This window comes from Roseomonas sp. E05 (genome assembly GCF_030063475.1).
Lineage (GTDB): Bacteria > Pseudomonadota > Alphaproteobacteria > Acetobacterales > Acetobacteraceae > Pseudoroseomonas.
Window position 1 is genome coordinate 53,425 of record NZ_JASIRT010000010.1, and the last position, 13,144, is coordinate 66,568.

Consider the following 13,144-nt stretch of genomic DNA (forward strand, 5'->3'; position numbering starts at 1 on the left):
CCTGACCCGAACTGACAGAGAAAAGATGGGGGTCCGGGGGAATTCCTTCCCCCGGACTTTTCCTGTGGCGTCAGCCCGGCAGCGCGGTGCCGTGCCAGAGCGCCTCCAGCCGCGCCGCCGTCTCCGCGCTGCCCAGCACAGGCGTGACCAGTTCGCGGAACTTGTCGGACAGCTCGGCGTCGGAGAGCGGGTCTTCCGGGTCGCCCTTGCGGTTGGGCTGGGTATGGGTGAGCACCCGCCCGTCGCGCAGCACCACGCGCAGATGGGCGGCGCGGCGGCGGGGATAGGCGTCGGCGAGATCGGGCGCGATGCTGACGCTCACCTTCGGCATGGTGGCGCGCAGGGCGGGGTCGGCCAGGGCCTCGGGCGTGAAGGCGGCGAGGCGGACGCCGCCCCGATGCAGCAGCGCCGCCACGCAGTACTGCACGCTGAAGCGCGCCTCCTGCTCGCTGGCGGCCTGCGGGCGGTCGCACAGCTCCTGGGTGGCGCGGTAGCCGCCGACATGGATGCTTTCGACCTCGCCCGGGCCGAAGCCGTGCGCGGCGCGCAGCGCGCCGAGCCCGTCAAGCGCCGGGAAGATATGGCCGCAGCAGCCATGGTTCTTGAAGGTGATGGCGGCGATGGCGAAGTCGCGGTCCAGCCCGTCCAGCGCCTTCGCCCAGTCGCCGGTGCTGTCGCTGGTGGCGGCGGCGAAGCCGACCGGGCCGTGCAGCACGTCCGGCGCACCGGTGACGCCGGCCATGGCGATGCGCGCGGCCAGCAGCCCGGCATCGGCGGCGTGGCCGGGGTGCAGCGGCTTGCTCATGCCCTCGCCACGGAAGGCCTGCTGAAGGCCGCTGGCCATGGTGGCGGCGGTGGCGAGGGCGTTGCCCATCTGCGCCGCGTCCGCGCCCAGCAGCAGCGCGCCGGCGGCGGCGGCGCCGAAGGTGCCGACGGTGCCGGTGGTGTGCCAGTGGCGGTAGTGGCTGGGCTGCACGGCGAGGGCGATGCGGCAGCCCACCTCGTAGCCGGCGATGACGGCGCGCAGCAGTGGCTCCATCGCGAGGCCCCGGTCCTGCGCCACGGCGAGCGCGGCGGCGATGGTGGGGGCGCCGGGGTGCAGGCCGGAATCGCGGTGGATGTCGTCGAACTCCACCGTATGCGCGGCGGTGGCGTTCAGCAGGGCGGCATGGCGCGGGGCGCCGCGCTTGCCGTCCGTGTAGCAGAGGGCGCCGCCCTCGCCGCGCTCGGCGGCCAGGGCGGCGGCCATCAGGCTGGCCGGGGCCTGGCGGGCACCGGGGAGCAGGGCGGCGAACCAGTCCACCAGGGCGCGGCGGGCGTGGTGCGCCAGATCGGGCGGCAGCGGCCGGTCGCGCCAGCTCGCGGCATGTCCGGCCAGGGCCAGGAGAGGGTTCGCCGTCGCGCTCATGCCAGTACCGCCAGCCCGTCGGCGGCGCGCACGCCCTGGCCCGCGGGCAGCACGAAGAGCGGGTTGATCTCCGCCTCCTGCAGCCGCTCGCCGGCGGCCATCGCCATGGCGGCGAAGGCCAGCACGGCGTCGATCAGTGCCGGGATGTCGGCCGGCGGGGCGCCGCGGAAGCCGCGCAGCAGCTTCGCCGCGCGCAACTCCTCCAGCATCGCCTCCACCTCCGGGCGGGTGACGGGAAGGGGGCGCAGCGCGGTGTCCTCGAACAGCTCGGCGGTGACGCCGCCGAGGCCGAGCAGCAGCATCGGGCCGAGCTGCGGGTCGCGGTGCACGCCAAGGATCATCTCGACGCCGCCGCGAACGCGCTCCTGCATCAGGAAGCCCTCGGGAGGCGGCAGGCCCGCTTCCGCGACGCGCGCCTGCATGGCGGCGCAGGCGGCGGGAACCTCCTCCGGCGTGAGGCCGACGCGGACGCCGCCCAGCTCGCTCTTGTGGGCGATGTGGCGGGCCAGGATCTTCAGCACCAGCTCGCCACCCAGGGTCCGTGCCGCCTGGGCGGCCCCCCCGGCATCGGCCACCGCGATCTCGCGCGCGACGGGGACGCCGAAGGCGGCGAAGAGCGCCTTGCTCTCGGCCTCGTTCAGCGGGCCGGGGGGGGGGGAGGTCAGCAATTCGGCGGCCCCGGGCGGCGGCGCGGCGGGGGTGGCCACCTCCGGCAGGACGCGCGGCTGCAATGCGGCGAGCACGGCGGCGCAGCTTTCCGGGGTGGCGAAGGCGGGAATGCCCTGCTGGTTCAGCAGCCGCACGATATGCGGCGCATGCGGGCTGACATAGGCGAGGATCGGCTTCTCGCTCGTCCGCTGGCATTCCAGCATGGCCTCGGCGACGATGTCCGGCCGCGCCAGGGCGGAGGAGCCGACGACGGTGATCAGCGCGTCGTAGCCCGGGCTTTCCAGCAGGGCGGTGATGGCGCCGCGGAAGAGGTCGGGGCGCAGGCCGGCGAGCGTCACGTCCACCGGGTTGCGGCCGGCGGCGGTCTGGTCGCCGTCGAGCAGGGCGGCGAGGCGGGCGTCGGTGGCGGCGTCGGGCACGGGAAGGCTGAAGCCGGCGAGGCCGAGATTGTCGGCCAGCAGCGTGCCGGCGCCGCCCGACGAGGTCAGCACGGCGACGCGGCGGCCCCGGGCGCGGCGGCCAGGGGCCAGGGCGGCGGGGATGTCGAGCAGGTCGTTGAAGCTCTCGGCGCGGATCACGCCGCATTGCCGGAACAGCGCGTCATAGGCGCGGTCGGCGCCGGCCAGGGCGCCGGTATGCGAGGCGGCGGAACGGGCGCCGGATTCCGAGCGGCCGACCTTGTAGACCACGATCGACTTGCCGAGCGCCGCCGCCCGGCGCGCCGCCGCGCGGAAGGCCTGCGGGCGACGCAGCCCTTCGAGATAGAGGGCGACGGTGTCGGTCTCGGGATCGTCCAGCAGGGCGTCCAGGAAGTCGGTGCTGTCGAGGTCGGCCTCGTTGCCGGTGGCGACCAGCTTGGCGAAGCCGATGCCGCGGTCGGCGGCGCGGGAGAGCAGCGAGCCCAGGATGCCGCCGCTCTGCGAGATGACGGAGAGGCGGCCGCGCGGCAGGCCGCCGATCTCCAGCGCGCCGGTCGCCGAGAGGGTGATGGCGTCGGTCAGGTTGACCAGGCCGATGGTGTTGGGGCCGAGGAGGCGCATGCCCCCCGCCGCCTGCTTCAGCGCGGCCTGGCGCGCGGCGCCCTCGGGCGAGGCCTCGCCATAGCCGCTGGCCAGCACGATGGCGGCGGCGCAGCCGCGCGCGGCGAGGTCGCGCACCGCCGCCTCCGCCCGCTCGGGGCCGAGCAGCACGATGGCGGCGTCCGGCGCGTCGGGGAGCGCGGCGACATCCGGAAAGCAGGGCAGGCCGCCGATTTCCGTCGCGCGCGGGTTCACCGGCCAGATGGCGCCGGTGAAGCCGTGCTTCTGCAGGTAGGCGACGGGGCGGCCGGTCATCTTGGACGGGTCGGCCGAGGCGCCGATGACGGCGACGCTTTTCGGGCGCAGCAGCTTCTGCAACGCGCCCGTGTCGGTGGCGGCGTTCATGCGCGGCCGGCCTTTTTCGCTTCGCTGCGGGCGAGGAAGGCGGCGACCGAGTCCAGGTGCTCCTGGGTGCTGTAGCAGATCGCCTGCGCCTGGCTGCCCATGGCGAAGACCTGTTCCACCGAAAGCTCGAAGCTCTGGTCGAGGATGGACTTGGCCAGCGCCAGCGAGGCGGGGGCGCCCTGGCTCAGTTCGGCGGCCCAGGCGCGGGCATCGCCGAGCAGGGCTTCGTCGCTGGTGACGCGGTCGGCGACGCCGAGCTTCAGCGCCTCCTCCGGCTTCAGCGTGCGGCCGGTGAAGATCAGCTCCTTGGCGCGCACGAGGCCGACGCGGCGCGGCAGGAAATACATGCCGCCGCCATCCGGGATCAGGCCGCGCTGCACATAGCTCATGGCGAAGCGCGCCGAGGCGCCGGCCATGACGAAGTCGCAGCACAGCGCGACGTCGCAGCCGAGGCCGGTGGCGGCGCCGTTCACCGCGGCGATGGTGGGCTTGGGCAAAGCGTGCAGCATGGCGATGGCGTGGTGCGTGCGCTGCTGCCGGCGCCAGCCGTTCAGCGCCACCTGGCCATGCGGCGCGGCGAGGCGCTCCTTCATGCCGCGCACGTCGCCGCCGGCGCAGAAGCCTTTTCCCGCACCGGTGACGACGAGGGCGCGGATGGCGTCGTCGCGCGAGACACGGTCGAGGGCGGCCATCAGGTCGCCGCGCATGGCGTCGTCGATGGCGTTGCGGCGCTCGGGGCGGTTCAGCGTCAGGGTGGCGACGGGGCCGTCCACGGTCAGCAGGATGGTGTCGCTCGCCGGCTGGTCGGGGGTCATGCGTGGGGGTCCTGTGCGGTTGTGGCGCCGGCGGCCGCGTTCAGCGGGTTGGGCAGCGCGGCGCCGGCATTCCAGGCGCGCAGGCAGGCCGTGGCGCCCTCGAAATAGGCGCGGTAGTTGCGCGCCGAGACGTAGCCGAGATGCGGCGTCAGCAGGGTGTTGGGGGCTGCCAGCAGCGGGTGGCCGGGCGGCAGCGGCTCCTCCTCGAAGACGTCGATGGCGGCGCCGCCGAGCCGGCCCTCGTGCAGCGCGGCGAGCAGCGCCGCCTCATCCACCAGGGCGCCGCGGGCGGTGTTCACCAGCAGCGCGCCGGGCCGCATCGCCGCCAGCTCCGCCGCGCCGACGATACCCCGCGTGGTGGGGCCGAGGCCGAGATGCAGGCTGACGATGTCCGAGCGGGCGAAGAGGTCCTGCTTGGAGACCAGCTCGGCGCCGGCGGCGGCAGCACGCTCAAGCGTCATGTTGGGGCTCCAGGCCAGCACCTTCATGCCGAAGGCCAGCGCGATGGCCGTCACCCGCACGCCGATGCGGCCGAGGCCGGCGACGCCGAGGGTGGCGCCTTCCAGCTCAAGCCCTGGCGGCTGCGCCTGCCAGCGGCCCTGGCGCAGCGCGGCCTCCTGCGCGGGGATGCGGCGGGCGAGGCCGAGGATCAGGCCCCAGGCCAGTTCCACCGTCGGCGCGGCCGCGGAGGGCGTGCCGCAGACGGCGATGCCGCGCGCCTGGCAGGCGGCGAGGTCCAGCACGCGGTTGCGCATGCCCGTCGTCACCATCAGGCGCAGGTCGGGCAGCGCCTCGACTAGCTCGGCGGGGAAGGGGCTGCGCTCGCGGATCAGCACCACGGCGTCGAAGCCGCGCAGGCGCTCCGTCAGGGCGGAGCCGGTGACGTGGTCGGTGAAGACCTCGACCGGCAGGCCGGACCAGTCGGCGGCGGCGCGGGCGGCATCGCCGAAATCGTCCAGCAGGGCGATGCGGCGGAGGGGTGGGCGGGCGGTCATGCGCGGTACTCCGGGGACGGGCCAGGGGCGCCGCCCCTGGACCCCGCCGGGGTGACAGTGTCACCCCGGACCCCGCCGACGGATGCAGGGGTCCGGGGAGGCTCAGCCTCCCCGGCGGGGAGGTCCAGGAGGGGCAGCGCCCCGCCTGGCCGCGTTGCGTCATTCCGGCGCATCGCGCTCATTCGACCTTCATGCCGGCGCGGTCCACCACCTGCTTCCAGCGCTCGCGGTCCTCCAGCAGGAACCTGCCGAAATCGGCGGGCGTGGGGCTCGGCTCGATCTCGACGCCTTCCTCGATCATCCGCTTCTGGACGGCCTTGTCGGCGAGGGTGGTGTTCAGCGCGGCGTGCAGCTTGGCCACCCGCTCCTGCGGCATGCCGGCGGGGCCGAGCAGCGCGTACCAGGTAGCGGACTGAACGCCGGGGAAGCCCTGCTCCACGGTGGTCGGCAGGTCGGGCAGGATCTCGGAGCGCTTCGGCGCCGCGAGCGCGATGGCGCGCAGCCGGCCGGCCTCGATATGCGGCTTCAGCGGCGCGGCGGCGTTGGTGATCATGTCCACGCGGCCGGCCAGCACGTCGGTCAGCGCCGGGCCGGTGCCGCGATAGGGGACGAACTCCATCGGCACGTCCAGCACCTGCGCGATCATCGCGCCCAGCGCATGGCCGGTGGTGCCGACGCCCGGCGTGGCGAAGGACATCGGCGGCTTCGCCTGGCGGGCATGGGCCTGCAGCTCCTTCATGTCGCGCACCGGCACCTTGGGGTTCACGGTGATGACGTTGGGCGCGTTGCCGATGAAGCCGACCGGCGTGAAGTCCTTGATGATGTCGTAGGGGACGTTCGGCTGCACCAGCGAGGAGATCAGGAAGCTGCCGCTGCCGCCGAGCAGGAAGGTGTAGCCGTCCGGGTCGGCCTTGGCGACCAGGTCGGTGCCGATCAGGCCGCCGGCGCCGCCCTTGTTCTCCACCACGATGGTCTGGCCCAGCTGCTCGGACATGCGCTCGGCCACCAGCCGGCCGACGATGTCGTTGCTGCCGCCGGCGGTGAAGGGAATGATCATGCGCAGCGGGCGGTCGGGGAAGGCCGCCGCGCGCGCCGGCCGGGCAAGCGCGGGCAGCAGCAGGGATGGCAGCATCAGGGCGGTGCGGCGGCGCATGGGCGTGTTTCCTCCATTGGGCCGGCCTCGTGGCGGGCCGGTCGCTCGTCGGCGCGGAGGATGCGGCCGATGCGGGCGGCGGCCCAGAGAAGAATTCTTGCACCACCCCAACCTCAGGTTAGTCTGCCGGCATGGAGGGAACCCTGCCCCCGCTCGGGGCGCTGCGCGCCTTCGCGCTGGTCGCCGAAACCGGCAGCCTGACCGCGGCGGCGGCGGCGCTGAACGTCACGCAGCCCGCCATCAGCAAGCGCCTGCGCCTGCTGGAGGCGACGCTCGGCGTGGCGCTGCTGCGGCGCGGCGCCAATGCGGTGGCGCTGACCGAGGCGGGCGAGCGCTACGCGGCCGAGGTGACCGCCGCCTTTGCCCGTTTGCGCGCGGCGACGGCGGCGCTGGATGCGCGTCCGGCGCCGCTGCGGCTGCGCGCCTACACCACCTGGGCGCTGCGCTGGCTGATCCCGCGACTGCCGGATTTCCGCGCCCGCCATCCCGGCCTGGAGGTGGAACTGGCGACCTCCACCGCGCTGGTGGACTTCGCCCGTGAGGGAATGGACGCCGCCGTGCGCAGCGCCCCGGCGGAGAGCCCGCCAGCGCCCGGCGCGCTGCGGCTGCAGCCGTTGCTGGTGGCGCCCTTCGCCGCCCCGGCGCTGGCCGGGCCGGCGCGGCACCGGCGGGACCTCGGGGAGATGCGGCTTCTCGGCAGCCGGGTGCGGCCGCAGGACTGGGCCGTCTGGCTGGCGGCCCAGGGGCGCGCCGCTGCCACGCCACCGCTGCTCTTCGAGAGCACCAGCCTGGCGATCCAGGCGGCGCTGGAGGGGCTGGGGGCGGTGATCTGCGCGCCGGCCTTCGTGGCGGAGGACGTGCGGCGCCGGCGGCTGGTGCCGTTGGCCCCCGGAACGACGCACGGCGCCGTGCCGAGCGGCGACCACTACTGGCTGATCCTGCCGCCGGCGCCGCGGCCGGAGGCGCTGGCCTTCCGCGACTGGCTGCGCGCGGCGGTGGCGGAGTAGCGGGAGCGGCCAGGCGCCGCGACACATCCGGGGCGAACCTGAAGGGCGGCCTGCTGTTCTACAGGCTCACCCGAATGAGGAGAGAACTGATGCCGGCAAATCGCACCGTCCTGGTCGCCGGCGCGCAGGGCGTCATCGGCCGTGCGGCCGCAAGCCGCCTCGCCGCGCAGGCCGGCACCAGGGTCTATGGCCTCTCCCGCCGCGCCGGCGGCGACCTGCCGGGTGTCGAGGCGATCCCGGTGGATCTGCTGAAGCCCCAGGATGTCCGCGACAAGCTCGGGGGCATCCGCGACGTCACGCATGTCGTGTTCGGCGCCTATATCGAGAGGCCGACGGCGGCCGAGAAGAGCGAGGTCAACCTGGCCCTGCTGCGGAACCTGCTGGACGTGGTCGAGGAGCGCGCGCCGGGGCTGCGGCACATCACCTTCTACCAGGGCGGCAAGGCCTATGGCGCCGATCTCGGGCCGTTCAAGACGCCCGCGCGGGAGGATGACCCCCGGCTGATGCCGCCGAACTTCTACTACGACCAGGAGGACCTGCTGTGCGAGCGCAGCGCGGGGAAGGCCTGGAGCTTCACGGGCCTGCGGCCGGAGGCGGTCTGCGGCTTCGCGCTCGGCAACCCGATGAACCTCACCATGGTCATCGCCGTCTATGCCGCCATCTCGAAGGAGCTTGGCCTGCCGCTGCGCTTCCCCGGCACCGAGGCCGCCTATCGCGCGCTCTATCAGGTGACCTCGGCCGAGATCCTCGCGGAGGCCGCCGACTGGGCCGGGCAGAGCGAGGCGGCGCGCAACGAGATCTTCAACATCACCAACGGCGATTACTTCCGCTGGCAGCATATGTGGCCGCGGATCGCCCGCGCCTTCGGGATGGAGACCGCCGAGCCGGTGCCGATGCCGCTCGTGACCTACATGGCCGACAAGGGCCCGCTCTGGGCGCGCATGACGGAGAAGTACGGCCTGCGCCCGATCCCCTACGAGGCGCTCGTCTCCTGGGCCTTCGGCGACTTCATCTTCAACAGCGGCTTCGACAACATCAGCAGCACGATCAAGGCGCGGCGCGCGGGCTTCCAGGCCTGCATCGACACCGAGGACATGTTCACCGCCTTCTTCGAGCGGCTCCGCCGGGAGCGGGTCATCCCACCGCTCTGAGGAGGCCGGGCGGCGGCGCCTGCCCGCCGCGCCGCCTTCCTCAGCGCGGGGGGAGGGCGGCCGGCCGGGCGCTCACGGCTCGACGACGGCGAAGGAATAGCTCTGGAACTGCGGCTCGCGGCGCAGCTGGGACAGGGCTTCCTCGGCGACCTTGCGGGAGACGAAGTGCTCGGCGGCCGTGGGGCTGCCCACCCCGGCGCGCCGTCCCTCCGGCTCGCGGCGGGCACCGTAGAGCACGGCCCCGTTGGGGGAGATGAGCTTGATCAGATAGGGCATGGCCTCCCTCTCCTCTGCGGTGACACCAAGGCAACCCCCGCCGCCCCCGGCGGGTTGCGTGCTTCCCGGGTCAGCCCTGCTTCTGGCGCGGGGCATGGTAGCTGATCCAGGCGCGCAGCAGCAGCCAGCAGGCCATGGCCCAGGCGGCGCCGAGGGACCAGCCGGCCAGCACGTCGGTCGGCCAGTGCACGCCGAGATAGACGCGGCTGAGGCCCACCACCAGGACGATGACGATGGCGCAGCCCAGGATATAGGCCTTCAGCCGGCGAGGATGCGTCACGCCGGCCAGCAGCGTGCCGAGCGTCAGGTAGCAGGTGGCGGAGAGCATGGCGTGGCCGCTCGGGAAGCTGGCCGTGTAGACATCCGCGAGGTGGGAGACCAGCTCGGGCCGGGGGCGCTCGAAGCCCTGCTTCAGCAGGTTGTTCAGCAGCATGCTGCCGCTGAAGGAGCCCGCCAGCAGCAGCGCCGAGAGCCATTTCCGCAGCATCAGGATGTAGCCGAGCGCCAGCAGCCCGATCAGCAGCAGCACGGCGTAGCTGCCAAGCGAGGTGAAATCGCGCATCATGATCTTCAGCCAAAGAGGGCCGATCGGCTCGGCGGCGTCGCCGGGACGACGCAGCGCCAGCAGCACGGCCTCGTCGAAGGCGCGGGTCTCGCCCTCCATGGTCTCGTCCACCAGGGCCGCGAAGGCCCAGAGCCCGCCGGCGCAGACCGAGACGGCGGCCAGGGTGGCGAACTGGCCCCAGCTGAAGCGGGCCGCGAGGCGGGAGAGGAAGAGAGGGAGCATCATGCCGGGTTCCGTGCGCAATAGGGCAGAGACGCAGCTTTTTCGCCGGGGTTGCGGGCGGCCGCGCATCTCTCCGGCCCTTCATGTGTTTCACAGCGGCGCGACTGCCGGAAGGGAGAGAGGGGCCGGATGAACGACAGGGCGGGCGAGATAGTCATCGCGGCGGAGCCGGTGTCCCAGGGCGCCGCGCGCCGTGCCCTGCTGGTCGTCAACGGCCGGGCGCGCAACGGCAATGCGGGCATCGAGATGGCGCTGGAGGTGTTGCGCGGCGCCGGCTGGATCCTGGTCGAGCACCGCTGCTCGCCCGAGCAGAACGCGGCCGACGTGATCCGCGCCCGCGCGGCGGAGGGCTTCGCCGCCGTCATCCTCGGCGGTGGCGACGGCACGCTGAACGGCGCCGCGCCGGCGCTGATGGAAACCGGCCTGCCCTTCGGCATCCTGCCGCTCGGCACCGCCAACGACCTGGCGCGCAGCCTGGGCATCGAGCCCGACCTGGTGACGGCGGCGGGCGTGATCGCCGCCGGGCATGTGCGACCGATCGATCTTGGGGAGGTGAACGGCTTGCCCTTCTTCAACGTGGCCAGTATCGGCTTCAGCGCCACGCTGGCGCAACGACTGGGGCGCAAGGAGAAGCGCCGCTGGGGCAAGCTGGGCTATGCCCTGGCCGCCTTCCGGCTGCTGCGCGAGGTGCGCCCCTTCACCGCCTGGCTCACGCATGACGGCGTGACCGAGAAGGTGCGGACCATCCAGGTGGCGGTGGGCAACGGGCGGCATTACGGCGGCGGCATGACGGTGGAGAGCACGGCCCGCCCGGACGACGGCAAGCTCGACGTCTACAGCCTGGAGCTGGACCACCGCTGGCGGCTGCTGGCGCTGGTGCCCTATCTGCGGCGCGGCACGCATGGCCAGTGGCGGGACGTGCGCGCCTTTCCCACCACCGAATGCGAGGTGCGCACCCGCAGGCCGATGCCGGTGAACACCGATGGCGAGATCAACACCTACACGCCCGCGCGCTTCCGGCTGCTGCCGCGGGCGGTGCGGGTCTATGCGCCCGAGGTGATCCCCGGCGCGGTGGCCGGCTGATGGAGGCGCTGCTCGCCCTGGCCGCCGACCCGGCCGCCTGGATCGCCCTCGCCACGCTGGTGGCGATGGAAATCGTCCTCGGCATCGACAACCTGATCTTCATCTCGATCATCACCAACAAGCTGCCGGCGGCGCAGCAGGGGCGGGCGCGGCGCATCGGCATCGGGCTGGCGCTGGTGCTGCGCCTGGCGCTGCTGGGCACCGTCGCGATCATCGTGCGGCTGACGGCGCCGGTCTTCGAGGCCTTCGGGCACGGCTTCTCCTGGCGCGACCTGATCCTGATCGCCGGCGGGCTGTTCCTGGTGTGGAAGGCGACGAAGGAGATCCACCACAACGTGGACCCGCCGGCCGAGGGCGACATGTTCGCCGGCAAGGGCGCGCGGCTCGGCTTCGGCGCCGCCATCGCGCAGATCCTGGTGCTGGACCTGGTGTTCTCGATCGACAGCATCATCACCGCGGTGGGCATGACGCCGCATGTGCCGATCATGGTGATCGCGGTGCTCGCCGCCGTGACGGTGATGCTGCTGGCCGCCGACCCGCTGGCGCGCTTCATCCAGGGCAACCCGACGGTGGTGATGCTGGCGCTGGGCTTCCTGCTGATGATCGGCATGACGCTGATCGCCGAGGGCTTCGGCGCGCATGTGCCGAAAGGGTACATCTACGCGGCGATGGCCTTCTCGACGCTGGTGGAGGGGCTGAACATCCTGTCGCGGCGCGCGAGGCGGCGGCAGGGGTGAGGAAAAGGCCGGGGGGGGGGAAAGGGGGCGCCCTTTCCCCCCGGACGGCGGCCCCTCCTTCCGCAACCGATGCCCGGAGGGGGGCATTAGGGTGTGACAGCCGGCCCGAGACCCGAAAGATCTTCGATGAACAGAGCGCCCTATGCCGCGCGCAAGAGCATTTCCGAGATCATCGCGGCGGCCGATGGGGGCGAGGTCGGGCTCCGGAAGTCTCTCGGACCGTTCAGCATCACGGCGCTGGGGATCGGGGCCATCATCGGAGCGGGCATCTTCGTGCTGACCGGCACCGCCGCCGCGCAGTATGCCGGGCCGGCGCTGGTCCTTTCCTTCGTGCTCGGCGGGATCGCCTGCGCCTTCGTCGGCCTCTGCTACGCCGAGCTGGCGGCGATGATCCCGGTGAGCGGCAGCTCCTACACCTACACCTATGCGACGCTCGGGGAGCTGATGGCCTGGATCATCGGCTGGGACCTCATCCTCGAATACGCCATGGGCGCGGCCACCGTCGCGGTCGGCTGGTCCGGCTACATGCGCAGCCTGCTGGCCAGCCTCGGCCTCCATCTCCCGCCCGTGCTGACGCAGGCGACGGGCAGCAGCGTGCAACTCGCCGACGGGAGGGAGGCGGTGGCGCTGCTCAACCTTCCGGCCGCGCTGATCGTGCTCGCGCTGACGGCGCTGCTGATCCTCGGCACGCGGGAATCGATGCGGCTGAACAACGCGATGGTGGTGGTGAAGCTCACCGTCGTGCTGCTCTTCATCCTGATCGGCGCGGCCTATGTCACGCCGGCCAACTGGCATCCCTTCCTGCCCGCCAATACCGGGGAGTTCGGCCATTTCGGCTGGAGCGGCGTGCTGCGCGGCGCGGGCGTCGTGTTCTTCGCCTTCATCGGCTTCGATGCCATTTCCACGGCGGCGCAGGAGACGGCCACGCCGCAGCGCGACATGCCGATCGGCATCCTGGCATCGCTCACCATCTGCACGGTGCTCTATGTGCTGGTTGCCGGCGTGCTCACCGGGCTGGTGCCGTATCCCGAGCTGAACGTGGCCGACCCGATCGCCCGGGGGGTGGACATGATCGGGCTCGGCTGGCTCTCCGGCCTGATCAAGCTCGGCGCGCTGGCCGGGCTCACCACGGTGATCCTCGTCCTGCTCTACGGGCAGGCCCGCATCTTCCTCACCATGGCGCGGGACGGGCTGCTGCCGCCGGCCTTCGCGCGCATTCATCCGCGCCTGCAGACGCCCTGGGTCAGCCAGATGATGATCGGCTCGGTGGTGGCCGTCATCGCCGCCGTGGTGCCGATCGGCATTCTCGGCGAGATGGTCAGCATCGGCACGCTGTTCGCCTTCGTGCTGGTCTGCGGCGCCGTGCTCCACCTGCGCCGGCACGAGCCGGGGAGGGTCCGCCCCTTCCGCGCGCCGGGCGTTCCCCTCGTGCCCATCCTGGGCATGGGTTTCAGCCTGTTGCTGATGGCGGGCCTGCCGCTGGACACCTGGCTGCGCCTGGTGATCTGGATGGCGGTCGGCCTGGCCGTCTATGCCCTCTACGGGCGGCACCACTCGGCGCTGCGGCACCCGGCGCGGCAGGCCTGAAAAAAGATGGGGGTCCGAAGGCCCGGGGGGGAATTCCTTCCCCCGGGCTTTT

At 72.8% G+C, this 13,144-nt stretch carries 12 protein-coding genes; 5 read left to right on the forward strand and 7 right to left on the reverse strand.

Features of this window, described 5'->3' with window-relative positions; genetic code table 11:
• Nucleotides 1–70: 70 nt before the first annotated feature.
• The 5 genes from QMO56_RS12375 to QMO56_RS12395 form a co-directional block, all read right to left on the reverse strand.
• On the reverse strand, nucleotides 71–1,408 hold the full coding sequence (locus tag QMO56_RS12375; protein ID WP_283526119.1) for an MmgE/PrpD family protein: 1,338 nt from the start codon (nucleotides 1,406–1,408) through the stop codon (nucleotides 71–73).
• A complete protein-coding gene (locus QMO56_RS12380; RefSeq protein ID WP_283526120.1) occupies nucleotides 1,405–3,501 on the reverse strand; it encodes an acetate--CoA ligase family protein in 2,097 nt (698 codons plus the stop codon). The genes QMO56_RS12375 and QMO56_RS12380 overlap by 4 nt, the downstream gene beginning before the upstream one ends.
• Entirely contained in the window at nucleotides 3,498–4,316 is an 819-nt protein-coding gene (locus QMO56_RS12385; RefSeq protein WP_283526122.1) for an enoyl-CoA hydratase/isomerase family protein, read from the reverse strand. Before QMO56_RS12385 ends, QMO56_RS12380 begins: the two co-directional genes overlap by 4 nt.
• Entirely contained in the window at nucleotides 4,313–5,311 is a 999-nt protein-coding gene (locus tag QMO56_RS12390; protein ID WP_283526123.1) for a D-2-hydroxyacid dehydrogenase family protein, read from the reverse strand. Before QMO56_RS12390 ends, QMO56_RS12385 begins: the two co-directional genes overlap by 4 nt.
• A gap of 178 nt (nucleotides 5,312–5,489) precedes the next feature.
• On the reverse strand, nucleotides 5,490–6,464 hold the full coding sequence (locus tag QMO56_RS12395; protein ID WP_283526124.1) for a tripartite tricarboxylate transporter substrate binding protein: 975 nt from the start codon (nucleotides 6,462–6,464) through the stop codon (nucleotides 5,490–5,492).
• 131 nt (nucleotides 6,465–6,595) lie between these two features.
• On the opposite strand from QMO56_RS12395, the gene QMO56_RS12400 reads away from it, so the two are divergent.
• Nucleotides 6,596–7,471 carry a LysR family transcriptional regulator gene (locus QMO56_RS12400; RefSeq protein ID WP_283526125.1) on the forward strand — a complete coding sequence of 292 codons (876 nt, stop codon included), beginning with the start codon at nucleotides 6,596–6,598 and terminating at the stop codon, nucleotides 7,469–7,471.
• Nucleotides 7,472–7,560: 89 nt separating this feature from the next.
• Nucleotides 7,561–8,622 carry an SDR family oxidoreductase gene (locus QMO56_RS12405; RefSeq protein ID WP_283526127.1) on the forward strand — a complete coding sequence of 354 codons (1,062 nt, stop codon included), beginning with the start codon at nucleotides 7,561–7,563 and terminating at the stop codon, nucleotides 8,620–8,622.
• Between the two features lie 72 nt (nucleotides 8,623–8,694).
• Here the strand turns inward: QMO56_RS12405 and QMO56_RS12410 are convergent, their stop codons facing one another.
• Nucleotides 8,695–8,898, reverse strand: a complete 204-nt coding sequence (locus tag QMO56_RS12410) for a hypothetical protein (RefSeq protein WP_283526129.1) — start codon at nucleotides 8,896–8,898, stop codon at nucleotides 8,695–8,697.
• Nucleotides 8,899–8,968: 70 nt separating this feature from the next.
• Nucleotides 8,969–9,688, reverse strand: a complete 720-nt coding sequence (locus QMO56_RS12415) for a phosphatase PAP2 family protein (protein WP_283526131.1) — start codon at nucleotides 9,686–9,688, stop codon at nucleotides 8,969–8,971.
• 126 nt (nucleotides 9,689–9,814) lie between these two features.
• On the opposite strand from QMO56_RS12415, the gene QMO56_RS12420 reads away from it, so the two are divergent.
• The 3 genes from QMO56_RS12420 to QMO56_RS12430 all read left to right on the forward strand — a co-directional run bounded on the left by QMO56_RS12420 (nucleotide 9,815) and on the right by QMO56_RS12430 (nucleotide 13,092).
• Nucleotides 9,815–10,768: a lipid kinase gene (locus QMO56_RS12420; protein WP_283526133.1), complete on the forward strand. Its 954-nt coding sequence runs from the start codon at nucleotides 9,815–9,817 to the stop codon at nucleotides 10,766–10,768.
• A complete protein-coding gene (locus tag QMO56_RS12425) occupies nucleotides 10,768–11,505 on the forward strand; it encodes a TerC family protein (RefSeq protein WP_283526135.1) in 738 nt (245 codons plus the stop codon). Before QMO56_RS12420 ends, QMO56_RS12425 begins: the two co-directional genes overlap by 1 nt.
• A gap of 126 nt (nucleotides 11,506–11,631) precedes the next feature.
• Nucleotides 11,632–13,092, forward strand: coding sequence for an amino acid permease (locus QMO56_RS12430; protein ID WP_283526136.1), 1,461 nt, complete (start codon nucleotides 11,632–11,634; stop codon nucleotides 13,090–13,092).
• Nucleotides 13,093–13,144 lie beyond the last annotated feature (52 nt).

Bases quoted from the DNA above. Each gene is read 5' to 3' on its own strand.
- QMO56_RS12390 (WP_283526123.1), bottom strand. From the start codon at position 5,311: ATGACCGCCCGCCCACCCCTCCGCCGCATCGCCCTGCTGGACGATTTC.
- QMO56_RS12425 (WP_283526135.1), top strand. From the start codon at position 10,768: ATGGAGGCGCTGCTCGCCCTGGCCGCCGACCCGGCCGCCTGGATCGCC.
- QMO56_RS12380 (WP_283526120.1), bottom strand. From the start codon at position 3,501: ATGAACGCCGCCACCGACACGGGCGCGTTGCAGAAGCTGCTGCGCCCG.
- QMO56_RS12385 (WP_283526122.1), bottom strand. From the start codon at position 4,316: ATGACCCCCGACCAGCCGGCGAGCGACACCATCCTGCTGACCGTGGAC.
- QMO56_RS12405 (WP_283526127.1), top strand. From the start codon at position 7,561: ATGCCGGCAAATCGCACCGTCCTGGTCGCCGGCGCGCAGGGCGTCATC.
- QMO56_RS12400 (WP_283526125.1), top strand. From the start codon at position 6,596: ATGGAGGGAACCCTGCCCCCGCTCGGGGCGCTGCGCGCCTTCGCGCTG.
- QMO56_RS12375 (WP_283526119.1), bottom strand. From the start codon at position 1,408: ATGAGCGCGACGGCGAACCCTCTCCTGGCCCTGGCCGGACATGCCGCG.
- QMO56_RS12395 (WP_283526124.1), bottom strand. From the start codon at position 6,464: ATGCGCCGCCGCACCGCCCTGATGCTGCCATCCCTGCTGCTGCCCGCG.
- QMO56_RS12410 (WP_283526129.1), bottom strand. From the start codon at position 8,898: ATGCCCTATCTGATCAAGCTCATCTCCCCCAACGGGGCCGTGCTCTAC.
- QMO56_RS12430 (WP_283526136.1), top strand. From the start codon at position 11,632: ATGAACAGAGCGCCCTATGCCGCGCGCAAGAGCATTTCCGAGATCATC.
- QMO56_RS12415 (WP_283526131.1), bottom strand. From the start codon at position 9,688: ATGATGCTCCCTCTCTTCCTCTCCCGCCTCGCGGCCCGCTTCAGCTGG.
- QMO56_RS12420 (WP_283526133.1), top strand. From the start codon at position 9,815: ATGAACGACAGGGCGGGCGAGATAGTCATCGCGGCGGAGCCGGTGTCC.